This window comes from Pseudomonas sp. PA-7-1E, from assembly GCF_021605325.1.
Lineage (GTDB): Bacteria > Pseudomonadota > Gammaproteobacteria > Pseudomonadales > Pseudomonadaceae > Aquipseudomonas > Aquipseudomonas fluorescens_BV.
In genome coordinates, this window is record NZ_WKFA01000006.1 from 1 (window position 1) to 18120 (window position 18120).

The following is an 18120-nucleotide window of genomic DNA, read 5'->3' on the forward strand; positions in this document are numbered from 1 at the left end:
CAGTCCCATTTTGGGGGCCGCTTCGCGCCCCAGCGGGAGCAAGCTCCCTCGCCACAGTTACCGATTCTGTCTTAACTGACTGGCATTAGCCTGGTGCCGGGTTTATTTTTGCCTGTTGGTCTGTTCAGGATGCTTGTGCCGCACGTTGTTGCTCATCTTTTGCTATGAGCAGGCGATTGAGGTCTTCTCCGACATTGAGCGCCTCGATCTCGGCCAGCAGATGCGGATGCTTATCCAGTAGGCGCATGAGTGTAAACAATGGTTCAGGAGGGAAAACCTCAGCCCTTTCGTAGCGAGAAAATGAGTTTTGCCCGCGCACAGTCAACAGCTTCACTGCCTCCTTCTGAGTGAGCTGCAGTTTGCGACGGATTCGCTTCATTTCAGCCGCGATGACTTTTCTGCCATCAATCAATAATTGGTCACTGGCATCGGAATAACGCTCTGCGCTGTCATCGTCATGATCGAATTCGATTTCCTTACAAACCTGGCATTCCCAGCCCGCGATGTTTGGAATGTCGCGCATCATGCCGCGTGTGTTGATGGTGAAGGTGCGACCTGCGAAATACTGCATTCCATCATGGGTTCCGCAATTCACGCATTGTTGGGTTTTCATAAGGTTTTCTCCTTGAAGGAGATTACGGGAGCTTCGCCGCCTGGGCGGTGAGTCACCTTGATGTAAATCTCCGTACCGTACATCTTGATCAGATAGACGTCCTGCCATATCCGGTGGTCTGCATAGGTTGTCATTGATTTGTACAACATTCGCGTTTCAAGGGCGCAGACCGCCAACCGCATCTGGCCGATGCTCAATTCAAGTTGACGAGCGCTCTCCCGCGCAGTTGCCGTAAAGGCTCTGTGGCCCAGCCGGATGACTTGCGCCTTGATCAAGGCCAGATCGTAATGAGGTGTGTACTTTTCCATAAGACACCTGAGTCCAATAATTACCCTCTGAGGGTAATTTTACCAATCGAAAATACTGCTCCTTTCCCTGCCTAAAAACCCTAGTGCGTTGCCTTTGTAGGCGACTCCTAATAGGCTGTAGGAAAATTCATCCTATGATTGGACGAAAGCGTTAAACCCATGACAGACATCGCCCCGCTGATCAAACGCTCGCTGGTTGACCAGGCGCTGGAACAACTGCGTCTGCGTATTGCCGAGGGTGTGTGGGCCGTTGGCGAACGCCTGCCCACCGAGCCCGAACTGTGCGCCGAACTGGGGATCAGCCGTAACACCGTGCGTGAAGCCATGCGCGTGTTGGCATTCTCCGGGTTGATCGAAATCCGCCAGGGCGACGGCAGTTATTTGCGCTCGATGACCGACCCGTTGGGCACGATGCGTGCGTTGTCTCATTGCACCCTGGGGCAGGCGCAGGAGACGCGGCAGATTCTGGAAGTGGAGGCCATCGGCCTTGCTGCTCAACGCCGTACTGCAAGTGACCTGCGAGCATTGCGCACAGCGCTGGATACCAGCGCCGCGCTGTATCAGGGCGACCTCGAGGCCTATATCAGCGCCGACCTGGCGTTTCACCAACGCTTGGTGGACGCCGCACACAACCCGGCCTTGAGTGAGCTGTATCAGTATTTCTCCGCTATCGTCGGCGCGCAGTTGCGCCAGACCCTGAACCTTTCACCGCGTCGCCAGGCCGTGTTCGACTTGCACGTTGCCCTGCTTGACGCCGTAGAACAGCAAGACCCCGAACGTGCCAAATCCCTCTGCCGGCAGTTGATCAATGAACCCTGAAACCCAACACACACCCGAACTTGAAGAGTTGTTGATTGACGCCGAGGCCGATGACGACGTGGTGCAACACAACCACCCGCTGGTGAGCCGGCCCTGGTTGCTGTTGCTGGGCCTGATCCTGGTGGCGCTCAACTTGCGCCCGGCCTTGTCGAGCCTGTCGCCGCTGTTGGCCGACGTCTCCAGCAGCCTGGGCCTGTCGGCGGCCCAAGCCGGTTTACTGACCACCCTGCCGGTGTTGTGCCTGGGCCTGTTCGCGCCCATGGCGCCGATCCTGGCCCGACGCTTTGGGGCTGAGCGGGTGGTGTTCGGCATCTTGCTGACCCTGGCTGGCGGGATCATCCTGCGCAGTTCATTCGGGGAAGTGGGCCTGTTTGCCGGCAGCCTGATCGCCGGCGCCAGCATTGGCATCATCGGCGTATTGCTGCCGGGTATCGTCAAGCGCGACTTCGCCGCACGCGCGGGCGCCATGACCGGCGTCTACACCATGGCCCTGTGCCTGGGCGCCGCATTGGCGGCAGGGGCCACGGTACCCTTGAGTCATTACTTCGGCGACAGTTGGCCCCTTGGTCTGGGGTTCTGGATTCTGCCAGCGCTGTTGGCGGCGTTGTTCTGGTTGCCGCAAGTCGGGCAGAAGCACGGCGCACACCGCGTCGCTTACCGTGTGAAGGGGCTACTGCGTGACCCGTTGGCCTGGCAAGTGACCTTGTACATGGGCCTGCAATCGTCCCTGGCCTACATCGTGTTCGGCTGGTTGCCGTCGATCCTGATCGGCCGTGGCCTGAGTGCCACAGAGGCGGGATTGGCGTTGTCCGGCTCGATCATTGTGCAGTTGTTCAGTTCCCTGGCCGCGCCATGGCTGGCTACCCGTGGCAAGGACCAGCGCCTGGCGATCGTGGTGGTGATGCTGCTGACCCTCGGCGGCCTGTTCGGCTGCCTGTATGCGCCGCTGGACGGTTTGTGGGGTTGGGCGATTCTGCTCGGTCTGGGGCAGGGCGGTACCTTCAGCCTGGCGCTGACCTTGATTGTGCTGCGCTCGCGTGACGCTCACGTAGCCGCCAACCTGTCGAGCATGGCCCAGGGGATCGGTTATACCCTGGCGTCCCTTGGCCCTTTCGCTGTGGGCGTGGTGCATGACTGGACCGGCGGCTGGACGGCCATCGGCTGGATCTTCGCAGTGATCGGCCTCGGCGCCATCTTGGCGGGCCTGGGCGCCGGACGTGCGCGCTACGTGCGCGTCACCTGTGAGAAGGTCTAGAGATAAACCACTTCCAGCGTGGCCGAACCGTCAATCGGGGTTTGCGTGCTCAAGTCCAGATTCTTGCGAGCATTGATCACGGTCTGCACCGTGACGTGGCTGCCTATTATGCCAATGGCGGTGGGGCCGCTGACGCTGCCCTCGATCGACGTAAAACCCAGGTAGCTCCTGGAACCGATGTCGATGGGGTTGAGGTTGGACGTGCGCCATGCCAGCCCCCCGGTGGTGGATTCGGTGCCGTAGAGCTGCCCGTTGTTGCTGGCCTGGGTCTGCCGAGGATCGAAGGTCATGGAGTAGACGCCCAGGGGCGTGCCGTTGCTGTCGAAACCCAGCCCGTAGTAAATCTCGCTTTCGACCAGGGTCGAGTCGCCGCGGTTGTCTTGCATGCGCAGGGCATAACGTACCGGGCCGGTACACGCCATGCCGAAGAACAGAGTCTTGGCGGGAAGACGGGTGCGGGTTTCCAGGTTCAAGTCTTGTTGAGATATTTTGCCGTAGTCAATCAGGCCGCCGTTTGACAGTTGCGGCAGGCACGCGGCGGGCGTGACCAGCCCCTGGACGCTGAGGTCCACCGTCGAGGCCGCCAGCGCCGCCTGGGTGCTGGTCAATAATAGAAGGCTGCAAAGGGCAGGAATTTTCATGGTACGCACTCCTACAAGTAAATGATTTCGAGGGTGCCGGACCCATTGATACGCACGACATCGCGCAGATCCAGCGATTGGGTGGGGGCCAGGTACGTCTTGATGCGCATCGTGCCGGTCAGGACCTGTATGGCGAGCGGGCCCGTAGTCACGCCGGTCTTGTCGGTAAAGCCCATGAGGCTGTTGGCAGCCATGGGGATCTGCCGCGCAGTCGAACTGCTCCAGGCTGCGCCATTGCTGGTGGAGTCGGTGCGGTACAGCGTGGACACGCTGTCGGCGCTGAATTCCGCTGGGTCGACCGTCAGGTAGAAACGTCCGATTTTGTTGTTGCTGGCGTCCAGGTCCAGGCCATAGGCCGTTTCATCGGTGCCGCCGGTGGCTGAGCCATCGCGATTGTCTTTCATGCGCAGGCCGAAGCGGGCCGGAGCATCGCAGGTCACGCTCAGGCGTACGGTGCGCGTCGGTAGCGGTGTTTCGTGGGTGGCACTCAGATCCTTGGCGTACAGCGTGCCGTAGTCCACGACGCCCTGGTCCGACAGTGTCGGTTGGCAGGCGGTCGGCGCGAAGTGGGCGCGCAACGTGAGGTCGCGGTAACGCCCGCTTGCGCTGTGGTACATCATCCCGCTGACTTCCCAGGTGGTGGCGTCGCGCACCTGGGTGGCGGCCGGGTCGGCCCAGGCGCGCAGAGTCAACTGCAACGCCAGGGTTTTCCCCTGCAATACCGTGCCCTGGTGCAGCGGCGCGATGCCATGGTCGGGCCGCCATTCCAGCACGCTGGCGCTGCTCACCGGCGCCTGGCCTGCGCCGGGCAACAAGCCCAGTTCCACCGCCCGGCCGTCGAGCACGGCGTTGCCGACTTCTATGGCATAGCTGCCGTTGGGAGTGAATTGCAGACGTTGCGCGGAGGCGGCGGTGCCGCGATAAAACAGGCTCAGGTCCTGGGCCTGGGGGCAGGTGAACGTCAGGCTCAAACGGCGCTCGCCGAGCAGGCGTTGCGGCGCGCTGTCGCTTTGCGCCAGGCGACTCATCAAGCCCAAATCCACCAGCGGTTCGCTGAGGTTGAATTGGCATTCCTCAAAGGCTTGAGCAGTGCCGGCAAACGCGAGCAATAACCCCAGGCTCACGTAGCGCAAACAGATTGCAGGGTGCATGGCAGTAGTCCTCATGGTGTGTGGCAACGAGCAGGTGCGGTTTCGAAATACACCGTGGGGTCGGCTTTTGCCGGCAGTTCGTAGCGCAATTCACAGCGGTTGCCTTGGGAGGTGGTGATCCACAGCGCTCCTTGGTCCAGCACATTGGGCAGGAACACCTGGCTGGCGTCCTGCACCAAGGTGATGAACTCACCTGTGTTCGTCGTAACGGAGGCTCCCACCGGCATGGGGTTTCCATGATCGTCGCTGACGGTGAGCAGCATGCGGCGGGTCAGGCCCACGCCGAACTCGACCCGATCGACTGCGCCACGCCCGGCCGAGATCACCGCCAGGCCATTGTTGATGTCGGCGTTGCGCGGTAGAGAGCGGGTCTGCACTTCCACAGGGCTGCGCCCGTAGGCGGCCACCTGCGACACCACGGCCTGGCCTTGCCAGTCGGTCCATACCGGGCCACTGGGGGTGCTGAGTTTGATGCCGCTCATGTCGCCGACGGAAACCAGAGCGAAGGTGTCGCGCACCGGGTAGGGGGTAAATGTCATACCGTCGCCATGCACGACTACACCGCCGCGGGCGCCGCCCTGGTAGCTCGAACGCTCGGCATCGGAGCGGCTGTAGCTCAAGTCGAGTTGGGTATAGCGCGGCAATGCCGAAACGCCCACGCTGGTTTCCACCTGATGGTCACTGCTGTCGTGTTCGGCGCTGACGCGGTAGCTCAGTTGGTCGTCGATCTGTTCGGTCAGGCCCAGGCCGGTACGGTTTTGGCCGCCGGAGTTGCGCACCCAACTGCGCAGCCGGCGGCTTTCGCCCAACGGCACGCTGACAGTGAGGTAGACCGCGTTGTCCTGTTGCTGGCGTCCGCCCATCTGCCACTCGGCACTGGCCGATAACGAGACTGCGCCAATGCTCGTGCCCCACGCTGCCAGCGCGCGGCTGCTGCTGTTGCCCTCGAAGGTACTCGAACGTGAAACGCCGGCGCTGAATGCGCCCAACTGCGGATGTGACCACCCCAGGTTGATGCTTTGTTGGTCGCGATAGCGTGAGTTGCGCTGACTGCCGTCGCGCTCGTAGGTGCTTTCCTCCAGTTCGCGGTAGCCGCTGCTGCGCCAGGAGTTGGCGGCGCTGAACGACCATCGCTCGCTCAGGCGCTGTGACCAGGAAAGATCGGTCTGCACGCCCGAGACTTTTTCCCACGACTGGGTGTTGGACAATTGGGCGGACACCTGGATCTGACTGTCCAGCCACGGCAGCCAGCCCAGGCTGGCGCCCGCCGAGCGATACTCGCCGGTCGCCAGCACGCCACTGCCCAGGGTCAGTTGCGGATGCAAGTTCCCGGTCCAACCGGCGCTGACCACCCACGGCGCCTCTGCCTCGGCCCCGCCGACGTTGCGTACGCGCCCCGCTGCGACCGAATAGCCGGGTGCAGGCAGGCCGAGACCGAGCATGGCGGCGGGTACGGTGAAACGTCGTTCCCCGCCGACACTTTCCTTGACCGTGACTTCGACGTCCGAGCGCGTATTCAGGCGACGTACATCGTTCAGCACAAACGGCCCGGCAGGCACCACGGTGGAGTGAATCAGCGCGCCGTTCTGGCGCACCTCTACCTGTGCCGGGCTGTTGGCGATCCCCTGGATTTGCGCGCTCTGGCCTTGCTCCTGAAGGGCGTGCTCGGTCAGCACCTGGACGCCGGTGATCTGTGCGCCAGACAACACCGGGTTATAGAGGTTGATCTGCCCGGCCTGCAGCACTGCCTGATGGCTGGCGAAGGTCCGTTGCGCATAGGCCTCCAAGTGGGTGCTGCGCGATAAGCCATCCTGCCAGGTCTGCACTTGGCGGCTGCGCACGATCCAGTCGCCGGCGTTGAAGCCGACTTCGGTGTTGGCTGAACCAAACCGGCTGGCGTCTTCGCCAAAGCGGTTGTAGAACCCGCTCAGGTCGTAGTTGAGCATCCCGGCAAACCCGCCGGTCTGGTAGCCCGAGATGTCCTGTTGCACGGGGCGCAGTGCTTCGGTGGGCACGACCAGTGCCAACGTCAGTGTCGACGGGTCCGGTTCCACCAGGCTTTGCGGATACCGCACGAGAAAATCCTCACAACCCACGGGTTCAGCGGGTATCACCAGGTTGGCGGCGTCCAGCAACGCACGGTCCAGGCAGGGGTTGCCCTGTTGATCGAAACTGACCTCCAGGCGTCCCCGGCGCAGGCCATTGACCCGCAGGTTGACGTTATGACGGCCGGCGGCAAAGCGCGGTGTTGCCAGCAGCAGGCTGGCCAACTGTGGATCGATGCCGCGCTGATGCAAGGTCTGGGCGTCGAAGCCTGCGGGGCTGGTGTCGTCGGCCCACGCCTTGTCCGGCATGAGCGCATACAGCAGCAACACCAGCGGCAAGGCTGGACGAATGGGCACGGCTTCGCCGTCACGGTAACTCAATACTGTTTTCACGCAAGGTACTCGCTTAGTGAACGCACAGCCCTCATTGGGTTCGGGGCTTTGGGCGTTCTGGTGACGGTCGATAAGCCGTCACTTCGTTATCCAGGCGGCGGTCTTGGCGACGCCTGTGGTTTTCTGTCAGAGGGTGATGGGGGCGTCGTAGGCCTTGACCGCAAACCCGTACACAGTGGCCGGTTGTAGCCTCACCGTCTTGGCTTGGCCACCGCTGGCAGGCACGCTCAAGGCTTCACCTGGCAGCACGTAGGTGCGCGGCAGCATCGCCTTGCCGTCGCCGGGCAACAGCCGCAGCTCCTGGGCCAGGCGCACCACATAGGGTGTGTCATTACGCACCTGCAATTGGCCGTCGCGCAGGGTCCATGTCAGGCCGGTCCAGGGGCTGCGATTGGGTGCCAGGCCCTTGGGATGCACAATCACCGGCAGGTTCTGGCGCACGGTCACGCCCACGCGGGCATGACCGGCGGCAGTGGCTGCGCGGCCCTGGGGCATGCCTTCGAACACGGCGCGTTTGAGCCGCTGGGTGAGCAACGGTTTTTGGTTTTGCAGAATAAAGCGCACCAACTGGGATTTGGACGCTTCGACTCGAGACAGCGGCGGCGTCACCACCAGCAGGGGTTCGGTGTCTTCCGGAATGTCCTGCAAGGTCACATGCAACAACGAGAGCTGGCTGTCGGAGTTGGTCACCGAAACGGAAGCTTCACCATCGGCCTCGTGGACGATCACCACGGATGTGTCCGGGACCATGCCGTCAGCCTTTGCTTGGTTGCCGAATATCAGCAGCAGGGCAATAAGGCCGAACGCGGTGTTTGAGCATGTCATCGTCATGATGGGTTTTCCATTAGGCGAAATGAGTGGGTCAGAGGTAACGCAAATCCAGAACGATGGAGCCGTCGAGGGGCACTTCCTGATTCAGGGTCAGGTACTGCGAAAAGTTGATGGCGGTGTCCACTTGAAGCTGGACCCTCAACTGGCTGATGAAGTCGGGCTGACGGTCGCCCGTCGGAGCAAATGCCATATAGGATCGTGGATAGCCATTGGGCTCGGGCGTCCAGCTTTCGCCGCTGTTGGTGGAGGCCAGGACTTGCATGGCCTGTGAGTCCCCCACTGGGTTGCGGTACGACAACGCCACGGAGCCGAGGCGTTCGTCCGGTGCATGGATGTTTCTGCCCAGCCCATAGAAAAAATCCGGTGCCAGGGAAGACTCCGCACGATTGTCGATACCCACCAGCGCAAACAGCATGGGCCTGGCGCATTGCACCTGCAGTTCGAGTTGCCGGCTGGGCAGCACGGTGAATTCGTCGACAAGGAGGGTGTGTGCGGGGATCTTTCCGTGGTCGACAAAGCCTTCATCCGACAGCTCGATATAGCAGGCATCCGGTGTCACACGACCGGTTACCGTAAGCTCGGCAGCGCTGCCCGCACTGGCCTTGGCCGCAGCGCACAGGGATAACAACAGCACGGTAAAGAAACGGGTGAACATAGTCATCGATTCATCACTGGCACGGGTGAGCACAGCCCACGGCGAAGCCCATGCCCTTCAAGGGTAAGGGCATGGGGCGCCATGGGTCAGAGGTACTTCACTTCAAGGGTGGCGGAGCCGTCGATGGTCACTTCGTTGCTCAGGTCCAGGCCGTCGGCGCGGTGAATTGCAGTGCTTACACCCACATCAACGCTCAAGTCCTTGACCGCCAGGGGCAGGGTAAGGTCCTCCATTGAGGCAACTGACATGTACAGGCCTGGGTCCAGGAACTTCTCTTTGAACCAGGTCTGGCCCTGGTCAGTGGAACCGATCGTCTGCACTACAACGCCATCATCGGCGACCGGGTTGCTCAAGGTGAGGAAGTAGTAACCCAGTTTCTGGGTATCGTTGATAAAACCCAGGCCAAAGTACGAGCTGCTCATGCTGGAACTTGCCCGATTATCAATCGGGTGCAGGGCAAACTGAATCGGAGCGTCACAGTTGACCGTCATCGTCAGGGTGCGTTTATCCAGATATGTTGCGTCGTCCAGATTCAGATCCTTGGCGGAAATCTTGCCGTGGTCGACCACGCCACCACCGGACAAGCTGGGTGTGCAAGCGCTGGGCACGATCAGCCCCTTGACGGTCAGGTCAACGGACGATGCAGCGAAGGTTGTCGCCGAGCCGAGCAGCAATACGCCGGCGGCCAGGGTGGTCAATCGGGTTTTCATCGTAGGGACTCCTTAAAGGTAATTGACTTGTACGGTGGCGTGACCGTCGATAGGGACTTCGTCGGTCAACGTCAGGTTGTTGGCAGGTGCGATGTGGGTGATCAGGCGGATCTCGGCGTCCAGTTCCTGAACTGCAATCGGTATCACGTCGTCGCTGTGGGCGATCGCCGTCAGCAAGGTATGGCTGAGCATCACCGAAGGCATCCAGGTCACGCCGCCATCCCTTGAGGTGATGGTGCGCACGGAGACGCCGTCGGCCACGGGCAAATAGAGACCCAGCCCGGCATCGCCGACTTTTTCATCGCTGGGTGTGGTGCCCAGCCCATGCCAGCTGAAGTGGCTGGCGGCGGTGCCTGAACGGTTGTCGATGGTGTTGAGGGTGAAGTACGTCGGCCCGTCGCAGCGCACACTCAACAGCATGGTTTCTCTGGGCAGATCGGTGTAGGTGTCGGTGTTGAGGTCCTTGACCGACACCTTGCCGAAGTCCACAGTCCCGCCGCCGGAGATGACTGGTGAGCAAGCGCTGGGGGTGATGCTGCCGCGCACGAGCAAGTCTGTGTTGCTGGCGGCGAATGCTGTCGGGCTGAGGAGCAAGGCGCCTATCAGGCCGGATGCAAAAACATTCATGTCAGTGAATCTCCTTGGGCATGGGGCAGAGGCGTTATAGGTATTTGACTTCAAGCGTGGCGGACCCGTTGATTGGAACCTCTGTGGTCAGATCCATTCCTGCTGTCGGCGCGATGATGGTTGCCACCATGAGGTCCGCCAACACCTGCTGGACCGGGGTGGGTGCCCACCTGCCGGTGGTGTTGTCGCCAAACGAAGCGAGGTAGGAGGCTGGCCACATGTCACCTGGGAAACTTGCCCGCCAGGTGAGGCCGTTATCCGAGGACTCAATCATGGAGATCGCTGCGCCATCGGCGATTGGATTGCTTAAGGTCAGGGAGAAACTGCCTAATTTTTTTCCGCTGACCAAGCCCAGGCCATAGCTGTTCCTCGGATCGTGGGCGTCACCAACGTTATCAATGCCCTTCAGGGCTAGCAGGGTTGGCGCATCGCACGTGATGCCCAGTTGCAGGTTGTGACTTTTAAGCACGGTCCATCCATCCAGCCTCAAATCCTTGGCCGAAATTTTTCCGTGGTCGACAATCCCGCCGCTTGAAAGGCTAGGTGCACAGGCGCTGGGTGTGATCAGCCCTTTGACGGCCAGTTCCACGCTGCTGGCTGCGAATACCGATGAACTCATGGCGAGCAGCAGGACACTGCTCAATAGGGCTACAGGGCTCTTCATTTTTCTGTTTTTTCCATTGCAGGCTGGCAGATAGAGGTGCGTGCAACGCAACGCCCGCGCTGGTGTCGGCGGGTGGTTGTCGGTGCGATGGTCTCGATATTTTTTGCGGCTGCCGGGGAGTGGCAAGCCGTCCCTCTTTTGGGGTGGGGCACAATTTAGCGAGGAGCGTGCGCGGGGGAAATACAACTAATACGACATTGGCAGGGTGGATCGAATAGGGTGAGTTCGCGTTTTTTCGTAGTTGTTGTATCGGCTTTAAGCCATTCAAAAGGTTATTGGTTTTTCGTCGATAGCATTCAAAGGAATGTGGCGATCGTTGCTGCCTAAGTAGGCCTCTATGGCTATTGCGCCAGTGCCGAAGGTTGCTGCCGTATCAATAGCTACGAAGAGGTACTGATGGGTTCGCTGTCAGGTTCAACCGCAGGCGCGAGCCGCAAATCGAGATCGCCTGTTACTCCCCCGCCTCACTGGCGGCAGTTGCATGTCCTGGTGGCGGAGGATCATTCAGCCCACCGTCTATTGCTGGGTTGCTTGCTGCGAAAACTCGGGTTGGACCATGAGCTGGTCACCGACGGGTATCTCGGGCGAGTGGCTTATGCTCGTCGGCCCTTTGACCTGGTGATCACTGATTGCCAGATGCCCGTCATGGACGGTTACAGCATGGCCCGCGCCATTCGCCAATATGAGCACCACGTCGGCTTGAGGCGAGTGCCGATCATCGCGTTGACCGCCGACCTGCAAAACGACAGCCCCCAGCGCTGCCGCGACGCGGGCATGGATGCCTGGCTGCTCAAGCCTCTGACCCTGGAACAATTAAGTGCCGTTTTGGCGCGATGGCTCCCGGGTGCCGATCACATGCCTATCGGTGCGGAGCCTGTTGCGAAGGTTATGGGGTGGCCCGCCCGCGCGAGCCTGGTCGCGACGTTTGGCAGTGAACAGGTGGTCAATCAACTGTTGGAAAATCTGCTGGTCGAGGCTTGGCAAGATCACGACCTGTTGGGCCGTGCCTGTGCCGCATTGAACGCATCATTGACCGCCGAACGCCTGCATCGATTGACGGGTAGCCTGGTATTTATAGGAGGAACAGGGCTTGAGTCCTGTGCCGTGAGGTTGATCGAGCAGGTTCAGCGCGATGGCGTGTCTGCGCACCAGGCGGAGTTGACATCGTTCCAGGCACGCTTGCGCACCTATCTGGATTATCTGTCCACTCTGTGAAAGGTGTTTACAGAGGGTTTAAGTTATTTGGAAGTCTAGTTTTTGCTGTAGGTGGTTTCCTATTATGTTGTAGTCCAAAAAATAGCCGCTACTAAACATTGGCTTCGGCTGCAAGTGGGTCTTTGTTAGTAGTTGTTGATGAGCGCTGACAGAGGTATTTTGCGCGGATTCAAGTTGCCACCATTCGTAGGTATCTATGCTTCGAGTAATTATTGCTGACGATCACCCTATTGTTCGAGTCGGGCAGAGAGTCGTGATTGAGGCGAATGGCAAGTGCAAGGTGGTCGGCGAAGCCGACGGCCCCGATCAATTACTCGGGGTGTTGAGTACTACGGCATGTGATGTGCTGGTCACCGATTTTGCCATGCCGGGCGGTCAGCAAGCTGATGGCTACAGCCTGTTGAGCCTGTTGCGTCGTCAGTACCCGAACGTGCCAGTGATCCTGGTGACGATGTTCGCCAACGTTGCCACCCTGCGTGCCTCCTTCGCCCATGGTGCCAAGGCAGTGGTCGCCAAAAGTGCCTCTGCCAAGGAGTTGCCCCTGGCGATCAAAGCCGTGTGCGCCGGCCAGACCTTCGCCAGTGAATGCCTGCGGGTGCAACTGGTGGAGGCGGGGACAGGCAATCAGTCCCATGAGCCGCAGTTGTCCGGCAAGGAGAGCGAGGTGGTGCGTATGTTGGCCAGCGGCATGACTGTCAGCCAGATCGCGGCCAAGGTCCACCGGAGTATTTCCACTATCAGCAAACAGAAAAGTACAGCGATGCAGCGGCTGAGTATCTCTACCGATGTTGAACTGTTCGCCTATGCGCGTGCATCGGGAATGGTGCCTTAGAAAGTTGCAGTTTTATGACAGTGGTTTAACTAAAGGCCAAGTGCAGGATTCGTATTAATTGTATGGGGCTGGTGCGCTAAGTGCTCTAAATTGTTGTTAGCGCCTGCTGGCATTAGTTGAGGGTTGTTTAAAATTCCGGTCAAATTAGTTGAGACGAAATACCCATTGTGCGATGTACTTGCTTGTGCCCGCGTAACCGCTGGTTGATCGACCGTAAGTGATGCAACCCTGCCGGAGGTCAGTTGCAACGCGCCTGCATTGATAGCCGTCAAGGCCGCGCGGCTAGTGTTCAAGTCCGCACTGCCGACCGCTGAAGAGATCCAGATCGACGGCAGCGCTATTTTTGTCATGAATGCCCATGGTCTTCGCGGCCTGTGCGGATTATCGTGCAGGCCTGACAATAATTGCTGCGGAACCTGCCCATGAGTGCTGCCCACGATGCTCTGATCCACCGCTTCTATGAGGCCTTTCAGCGCCTTGACGCCGAGGCCATGGCCGCTTGCTACACCGACGATGTGGTCTTCAGCGACCCGGCTTTCGGCGAACTGCGCGGGCGAGACGCCGGTGATATGTGGCGCATGCTTACCACGCGGGCCAAGGATTTTTCCCTGACGTTCGACCATGTGCGCAGCGATGACAGCACCGGCAGTGCCCATTGGGTGGCGACGTATTTGTTCAGCGCCACCGGCAATACCGTGGTCAACGATATCGGTGCGCGGTTCGTGTTCCGTGACGGCAAGATCTGTGAACACCACGACCACTTCGACCTGTGGCGTTGGTCGCGCCAGGCGTTGGGCCTCAAGGGCCTGTTGCTGGGTTGGTCGCCCGCGCTGAAAAACGCGGTACGTGCCCAGGCGCTCAAAGGCTTGAAGGCATTTCAGGCCGGGCGTTGATAAGCTTGGCGCTCTTCTGGTTTGCCGACATCGACTTGTGACTGATCCCTCTGAACCCAAACCCTGGTTCGTCTACCTGGTGCGTGCCGCCAATGGCTCGCTGTACTGCGGTATCAGCAATGACCCCGTGCGCCGGTTTGCCTCGCACCAAAGCGGCAAGGGCGCACGGTTTTTTCTGTCCAGCCCTGCCGTGGCCTTGGTCTATACCGAGCAATGTGCGAGCAAGGGCGAGGCGCTGCGTCAGGAGCGCTTGATCAAGAAATTGAAGAAGAGTGTCAAGGAGTGCCTGGCCGCGAGTGGCCTCGAGGGCGGCATACACAAAAATAGTTGCGAACCCATGTGAGGTAAACCTGCGCCCCATCCGTGTAGTGCTTGAAACTGCGATCTATTCGCATTAACAGCGTTTTCAACACGGGTTCTCAGAGCATGAAGTCGACGGCGGGCGGATGGGTAAAACAGTGGCTGGGAGCTTCGGTCTTGGCAGTGTCGGGGCTGGCGTTGCTGCCCTTGAGCGTTGCGCGTGCGCAGGAGCAGCAGAGCGCCCAGTTCAATTTTGCCCTGGCAGCCAAACCACTGCCCCAGGCCCTGAGCGAGTTCAGCCGGGTCACCGGCATCAGCGTGATCTATACCGATGAAGCGCCCTACGGCCTCAATGCCCCGGCAGTCAGCGGGCCGATGACGGCTCAGCAGGCGCTGCAACGCCTGCTGAGCCGATCCGGCTTCACGTTCCGCCAGATCGATGCCCGCACCCTGGCGCTGGAGCCGGTGCCAACCGACGGCGCGGTCAACCTCGGCGCTACCACCATCAGCGGCGCCAACCTCACTCAGGACAGCACCAGCTACCAACCGCCGCCGACCAGCTCGGTAATGCGCTCCCATGGGTTGCTGTTGGAAACCCCACAAACCGTCAACGTAGTGCCTGCTCAAGTGCTGCGCGACCAGCAACCGCGCAACCTGGATGACGCGCTGGGCAATATCAGCGGTATCACCCAGACAAACACCCTCGGCAGCACCCAGGACGCGGTGATGTTGCGCGGCTTTGGCGACAACCGTAACGGCTCGATCATGAAGGACGGTATGCCAATGGTGCAGGGCCGTGCCTTGAACGCGACAGCCGAGCGCGTCGAAGTGCTCAAGGGCCCGTCGTCGCTGTTGTATGGCATCCAGGACCCAGGCGGTGTAGTCAATATCGTCAGCAAAAAGCCTGAGCTGGTGCAGTCCACCGCCCTGACCGCACGCGGTTCGACCTTCGGCAGCGGCAAGAACGGCAGCGGCGGCAACCTCGACACCACCGGGCCCCTGGGTGACAGCGGCCTGGCTTATCGCCTGATCCTCGACCATGAAGACGAAGATTACTGGCGCAACTACGGCACCCACCGCGAAACCCTGGTGGCGCCGTCCCTGGCCTGGTATGGCGACACCACCCAAGTGCTGCTGGCTTATGAGCACCGCGAATTTCTCGCGCCGTTCGACCGTGGCACCGCCATCGATCCCAAGACCAACCATCCGTTGAACATCCCCGCCACTCGCCGTCTGGACGAGCCGTTCAACAACATGGAAGGCCGCTCCGATCTGTACCGCCTGACTGTCGATCATGATCTCAACGACGACTGGAAAGCCCACTTCGGTTACAGCTGGAACCGCGAGACCTACGACGCCAGCCAGGTGCGCGTGGTCAAGGTCAACACCAACGGCACCCTGACCCGCAGCATGGACGGCACTCAGGGCGCACTGACCACCGACCGCTTCGCCACCGCCAGCCTCGAAGGCAAGGTAGATGTCGCGGGTATGCAGCACGACTTGGTGTTCGGCCTGGACGATGAGTACCGCAAGATCTACCGTGCCGACCTGATCCGCCAGGCACCGCGGGGCAGCTTTGATTACACCAACCCGGTATACGGCAACGAAGTCGCCGGTTCCAAAGTCAGCGCGCCGGACAGCAACCAGACCGATCTTTTGCGCAGCGATTCGCTGTTCTTCCAGGATGCCATCCACCTCAACGATCAATGGATTCTGGTCGGCGGTGCGCGCTACCAGATGTACGACCAATACGCCGGCAAAGGCGTGCCGTTCACCGCCAACACCGACGGCAATGGCCAGAAGTGGGTGCCTCGGGCCGGGTTGGTGTATCGCTACAGTGACGAATTGTCGTTCTACGGCAGCTACACCGAGTCGTTCAAACCCAACTCCACCATCGCGCCACTGGCCAATAAAACCGTGTTGAATGGCAGTTTGCAGCCGGAGGAATCCAAAGCCTGGGAGCTGGGTACCAAGTTCGACCTGCCGGGGCGTATCACCGCCAGAGCAGCGTTGTTCACCATCGATAAACGCAACGTGTTGGTGCAGGTAGGCGAGGGCCTGACCTCGGAGTACAGCGTGGCCGGCAAAGTGCGCTCCCGTGGTCTGGAGTTGGATGCCAGCGGCCAGCTGACGGATAAGTGGAGCCTGATCGGCAGCTATGCCTACACCGATGCCGAGGTCACCGAAGACCCCAAGCTCAAAGGCAACCGCCTGCAGAACGTGGCAAAAAGCACCGGCTCGCTGTCAGCGGTGTATGACTTCGGCAGCATCCTGGGCGGTGATCAACTGCGCGTCGGCGCCGGGGCGCGTTATGTCGGCGAGCGGGCAGGGGATGCGGCCAACAGTTTCGAACTGCCCAGCTACACCGTGGCTGATGTGTTCGCCAGCTACGACACCAGGCTTGAGGGGCAGAAGGTCAAGTTCCAGCTCAACGTGAAAAACCTGTTCGACCGTACCTACTACACGTCCTCGGTGAATACGCAGTTTGTGTCCATGGGCGATGCGCGGCAGGTGTCGGTGTCCAGTACCTTGACCTTCTGATTCATTTATCTGTGGGAGCTGGCTTGCCTGCGATGGCATCGACTGGGTTTACCTGATACACCGAGTTGTCTGCATCGCAGGCAAGCCAGATCCTACAGGAAAGCGGTCGCCACATTGATAGCGAGCTGTTAGCGTTGCCGCCATTGCATGCTTATGGAAAACGCTACTGATGTACTTTGGAAAATGGCTACGCACCGGCACCCTGCTGGTCGGTTTGAGTTTTTTACTGGGCGGCTGCGCCAGCGTCTCCCAAACTTCCACTCCGGCAACCCTGGATAAACTGCTGAGCGATCCGGCGCTGCAAGGTGCTACGGTCTCGCTGATGGTACGTGACGCCCGCACGGGCTCCACGCTGTATCAGCACAACCCACGCACCCGGCTGGTGCCCGCGTCCAACCTCAAGCTGTTGACCACGGCGGCGGCCATGGATGTGCTAGGGCCGCAATACCGCTTCGCCACCCAACTGCTGAGCAACGGCATACGCCAGGGCGACCGCCTGACCGGCAACCTGTACCTGCGTGGCCTGGGCGACCCGAGCATTCAGTTTGCCGACTACCAGGCGCTGGCCGCGCAATTGGCCAGCCAGGGCGTGCGCCAGGTGCAGGGCGATCTGGTGTTCGACGACACCTGGTTCGATGCCGAGCGATTGGGGGTGGATTGGTCCCATGACGATGAAACCACCTACTACGGCGCGCAGATTTCGGCGCTGACCGTGGCGCCCAATGCGGATTTTGATGCGGGCAGCGTACTGGTTACGGCCAAGGCGCCATTGCGGAACGGCTCGCCGGTGAGTGTCGATATTTTCCCGCCTACTGATTACCTGCAACTGAGCAACCATGCCATGAGCGGACCGGGCAACAGCTATGGAATCAATCGCCGTCACGGCACCAACCTGTTGCAACTCAGCGGCGCAGTAGCGCCGGGAAAGCAGAGCCAGCAATTGGTCAGCGTCTGGGAGCCAACGCAACTGGTCGCGAATCTGTTTGAACAAGCCCTGGCGCAACAGGGCATCACCGTACTGGGGCGTCGGGTGATGGGCGGGGCAAGCCCGACGGCGGTAACGGTGCTGGCCGAGCACCAATCGGCGCCGTTACAGGCGTTGATCACACCGCTGCTCAAGCTTTCGAACAACAATATGTCTGAAGCCTTGCTCAAGGCCATGGGGCGCAAGACGGCCAATAGCGGCACGGCAGCGGCGGGCGCTGTGGCGGTGGCCGGGTTCCTCAAGCGCCAGGGGCTGGAAACCGTCACATTCAGTCAGGTCGACGGCTCAGGCCTGTCGCGGCGCAACCTGGTGTCGTCGCAAACCCTCACCGACCTGCTGCTGGCCGCCAGCAAACAGCCGTGGTTTGACGCCTGGTACAACGCGCTGCCGATTGCCGGCAACACCGACCGCATGACCGGCGGCAGCCTGCGCTATCGCTTGCGCGACACACAGGCGCAAAACAACCTGCACGCCAAGACCGGCTCCATGGGCGGCGTGTCGTCATTGAGTGGGTACATCACCGATGCCGGCGGGCGCAAGCTGGTGTTCTCGATGCTGACCAACAACTACGTGGTGGCCGGCGCGCAGGTCAAGGCGTTGGAGGATCGCGTGGCCGTGGCGCTGGCGCGCAGCGACGAGTGA

The 18120-nt window shown here is 60.6% G+C and carries 18 protein-coding genes; 8 read left to right on the top strand and 10 right to left on the bottom strand.

Annotation, left to right across the window (positions count from 1 at the left end; genetic code table 11):
• Positions 1-124 precede the first annotated feature (124 nt).
• The gene (locus tag GIW79_RS05615; protein ID WP_186527868.1) at positions 125-613 is read right to left on the bottom strand and encodes a type II toxin-antitoxin system MqsA family antitoxin; all 489 of its coding nucleotides are present in this window, start codon (positions 611-613) and stop codon (positions 125-127) included.
• Positions 610-921, bottom strand: a complete 312-nt coding sequence (locus GIW79_RS05620; protein ID WP_054897719.1) for a type II toxin-antitoxin system MqsR family toxin — start codon at positions 919-921, stop codon at positions 610-612. The genes GIW79_RS05615 and GIW79_RS05620 overlap by 4 nt, the downstream gene beginning before the upstream one ends.
• A 159-nt stretch (positions 922-1080) precedes the next feature.
• On the opposite strand from GIW79_RS05620, the gene GIW79_RS05625 reads away from it, so the two are divergent.
• Entirely contained in the window at positions 1081-1740 is a 660-nt protein-coding gene (locus tag GIW79_RS05625; protein ID WP_096143434.1) for a FadR/GntR family transcriptional regulator, read from the top strand.
• Positions 1730-2995 (top strand): CynX/NimT family MFS transporter, encoded by a 1266-nt coding sequence (locus GIW79_RS05630; RefSeq protein WP_236453878.1) that lies wholly within the window; start codon positions 1730-1732, stop codon positions 2993-2995. Before GIW79_RS05625 ends, GIW79_RS05630 begins: the two co-directional genes overlap by 11 nt.
• Here the strand turns inward: GIW79_RS05630 and GIW79_RS05635 are convergent.
• The 8 genes from GIW79_RS05635 to GIW79_RS05670 form a co-directional block, all read right to left on the bottom strand.
• A complete protein-coding gene (locus GIW79_RS05635) occupies positions 2992-3636 on the bottom strand; it encodes a DUF1120 domain-containing protein (RefSeq protein WP_054897722.1) in 645 nt (214 codons plus the stop codon). The genes GIW79_RS05630 and GIW79_RS05635 overlap by 4 nt on opposite strands.
• An 11-nt stretch (positions 3637-3647) precedes the next feature.
• Entirely contained in the window at positions 3648-4787 is a 1140-nt protein-coding gene (locus tag GIW79_RS05640) for a DUF1120 domain-containing protein (RefSeq protein ID WP_236453875.1), read from the bottom strand.
• A gap of 11 nt (positions 4788-4798) precedes the next feature.
• Positions 4799-7213: a fimbria/pilus outer membrane usher protein gene (locus GIW79_RS05645; protein WP_268934298.1), complete on the bottom strand. Its 2415-nt coding sequence runs from the start codon at positions 7211-7213 to the stop codon at positions 4799-4801.
• A 138-nt stretch (positions 7214-7351) separates the two neighbouring features.
• Positions 7352-8056 carry a fimbria/pilus chaperone family protein gene (locus tag GIW79_RS05650; RefSeq protein WP_034128691.1) on the bottom strand — a complete coding sequence of 235 codons (705 nt, stop codon included), beginning with the start codon at positions 8054-8056 and terminating at the stop codon, positions 7352-7354.
• Positions 8057-8087: 31 nt separating this feature from the next.
• A complete protein-coding gene (locus GIW79_RS05655; RefSeq protein WP_054921061.1) occupies positions 8088-8717 on the bottom strand; it encodes a DUF1120 domain-containing protein in 630 nt (209 codons plus the stop codon).
• A gap of 80 nt (positions 8718-8797) precedes the next feature.
• A complete protein-coding gene (locus GIW79_RS05660) occupies positions 8798-9421 on the bottom strand; it encodes a DUF1120 domain-containing protein (protein ID WP_054921063.1) in 624 nt (207 codons plus the stop codon).
• Between the two features lie 12 nt (positions 9422-9433).
• Positions 9434-10048: a DUF1120 domain-containing protein gene (locus GIW79_RS05665; RefSeq protein ID WP_186527863.1), complete on the bottom strand. Its 615-nt coding sequence runs from the start codon at positions 10046-10048 to the stop codon at positions 9434-9436.
• Between the two features lie 34 nt (positions 10049-10082).
• The gene (locus GIW79_RS05670; protein ID WP_329605950.1) at positions 10083-10838 is read right to left on the bottom strand and encodes a DUF1120 domain-containing protein; all 756 of its coding nucleotides are present in this window, start codon (positions 10836-10838) and stop codon (positions 10083-10085) included.
• A gap of 270 nt (positions 10839-11108) precedes the next feature.
• Between GIW79_RS05670 and GIW79_RS05675 the strand changes: the two genes are divergently transcribed.
• The 6 genes from GIW79_RS05675 to dacB all read left to right on the top strand — a co-directional run bounded on the left by GIW79_RS05675 (position 11109) and on the right by dacB (position 18120).
• Positions 11109-11927, top strand: coding sequence for a response regulator (locus GIW79_RS05675; protein WP_089041344.1), 819 nt, complete (start codon positions 11109-11111; stop codon positions 11925-11927).
• A 196-nt stretch (positions 11928-12123) separates the two neighbouring features.
• Positions 12124-12759: a response regulator transcription factor gene (locus GIW79_RS05680; RefSeq protein WP_034128686.1), complete on the top strand. Its 636-nt coding sequence runs from the start codon at positions 12124-12126 to the stop codon at positions 12757-12759.
• Between the two features lie 422 nt (positions 12760-13181).
• Positions 13182-13652, top strand: a complete 471-nt coding sequence (locus tag GIW79_RS05685; protein WP_054897730.1) for a nuclear transport factor 2 family protein — start codon at positions 13182-13184, stop codon at positions 13650-13652.
• Positions 13653-13689: 37 nt separating this feature from the next.
• Complete coding sequence (locus GIW79_RS05690; RefSeq protein ID WP_236453869.1) at positions 13690-13995, top strand: GIY-YIG nuclease family protein; 306 nt, start codon at positions 13690-13692, stop codon at positions 13993-13995.
• 83 nt (positions 13996-14078) lie between these two features.
• Positions 14079-16493, top strand: a complete 2415-nt coding sequence (locus GIW79_RS05695) for a TonB-dependent siderophore receptor (protein WP_236453866.1) — start codon at positions 14079-14081, stop codon at positions 16491-16493.
• Between the two features lie 169 nt (positions 16494-16662).
• Complete coding sequence (dacB, locus tag GIW79_RS05700; protein WP_236453863.1) at positions 16663-18120, top strand: D-alanyl-D-alanine carboxypeptidase/D-alanyl-D-alanine endopeptidase; 1458 nt, start codon at positions 16663-16665, stop codon at positions 18118-18120.

Excerpts from the sequence above, each read along its gene's own strand:
- dacB (WP_236453863.1), top strand. The coding sequence starts at position 16,663 with ATGTACTTTGGAAAATGGCTACGCACCGGCACCCTGCTGGTCGGTTTG.
- GIW79_RS05625 (WP_096143434.1), top strand. The coding sequence starts at position 1,081 with ATGACAGACATCGCCCCGCTGATCAAACGCTCGCTGGTTGACCAGGCG.
- GIW79_RS05665 (WP_186527863.1), bottom strand. The coding sequence starts at position 10,048 with ATGAATGTTTTTGCATCCGGCCTGATAGGCGCCTTGCTCCTCAGCCCG.
- GIW79_RS05615 (WP_186527868.1), bottom strand. The coding sequence starts at position 613 with ATGAAAACCCAACAATGCGTGAATTGCGGAACCCATGATGGAATGCAG.
- GIW79_RS05685 (WP_054897730.1), top strand. The coding sequence starts at position 13,182 with ATGAGTGCTGCCCACGATGCTCTGATCCACCGCTTCTATGAGGCCTTT.
- GIW79_RS05630 (WP_236453878.1), top strand. The coding sequence starts at position 1,730 with ATGAACCCTGAAACCCAACACACACCCGAACTTGAAGAGTTGTTGATT.
- GIW79_RS05695 (WP_236453866.1), top strand. The coding sequence starts at position 14,079 with ATGAAGTCGACGGCGGGCGGATGGGTAAAACAGTGGCTGGGAGCTTCG.
- GIW79_RS05620 (WP_054897719.1), bottom strand. The coding sequence starts at position 921 with ATGGAAAAGTACACACCTCATTACGATCTGGCCTTGATCAAGGCGCAA.
- GIW79_RS05675 (WP_089041344.1), top strand. The coding sequence starts at position 11,109 with ATGGGTTCGCTGTCAGGTTCAACCGCAGGCGCGAGCCGCAAATCGAGA.
- GIW79_RS05680 (WP_034128686.1), top strand. The coding sequence starts at position 12,124 with ATGCTTCGAGTAATTATTGCTGACGATCACCCTATTGTTCGAGTCGGG.
- GIW79_RS05640 (WP_236453875.1), bottom strand. The coding sequence starts at position 4,787 with ATGCACCCTGCAATCTGTTTGCGCTACGTGAGCCTGGGGTTATTGCTC.
- GIW79_RS05655 (WP_054921061.1), bottom strand. The coding sequence starts at position 8,717 with ATGACTATGTTCACCCGTTTCTTTACCGTGCTGTTGTTATCCCTGTGC.
- GIW79_RS05650 (WP_034128691.1), bottom strand. The coding sequence starts at position 8,056 with ATGACGATGACATGCTCAAACACCGCGTTCGGCCTTATTGCCCTGCTG.
- GIW79_RS05635 (WP_054897722.1), bottom strand. The coding sequence starts at position 3,636 with ATGAAAATTCCTGCCCTTTGCAGCCTTCTATTATTGACCAGCACCCAG.
- GIW79_RS05660 (WP_054921063.1), bottom strand. The coding sequence starts at position 9,421 with ATGAAAACCCGATTGACCACCCTGGCCGCCGGCGTATTGCTGCTCGGC.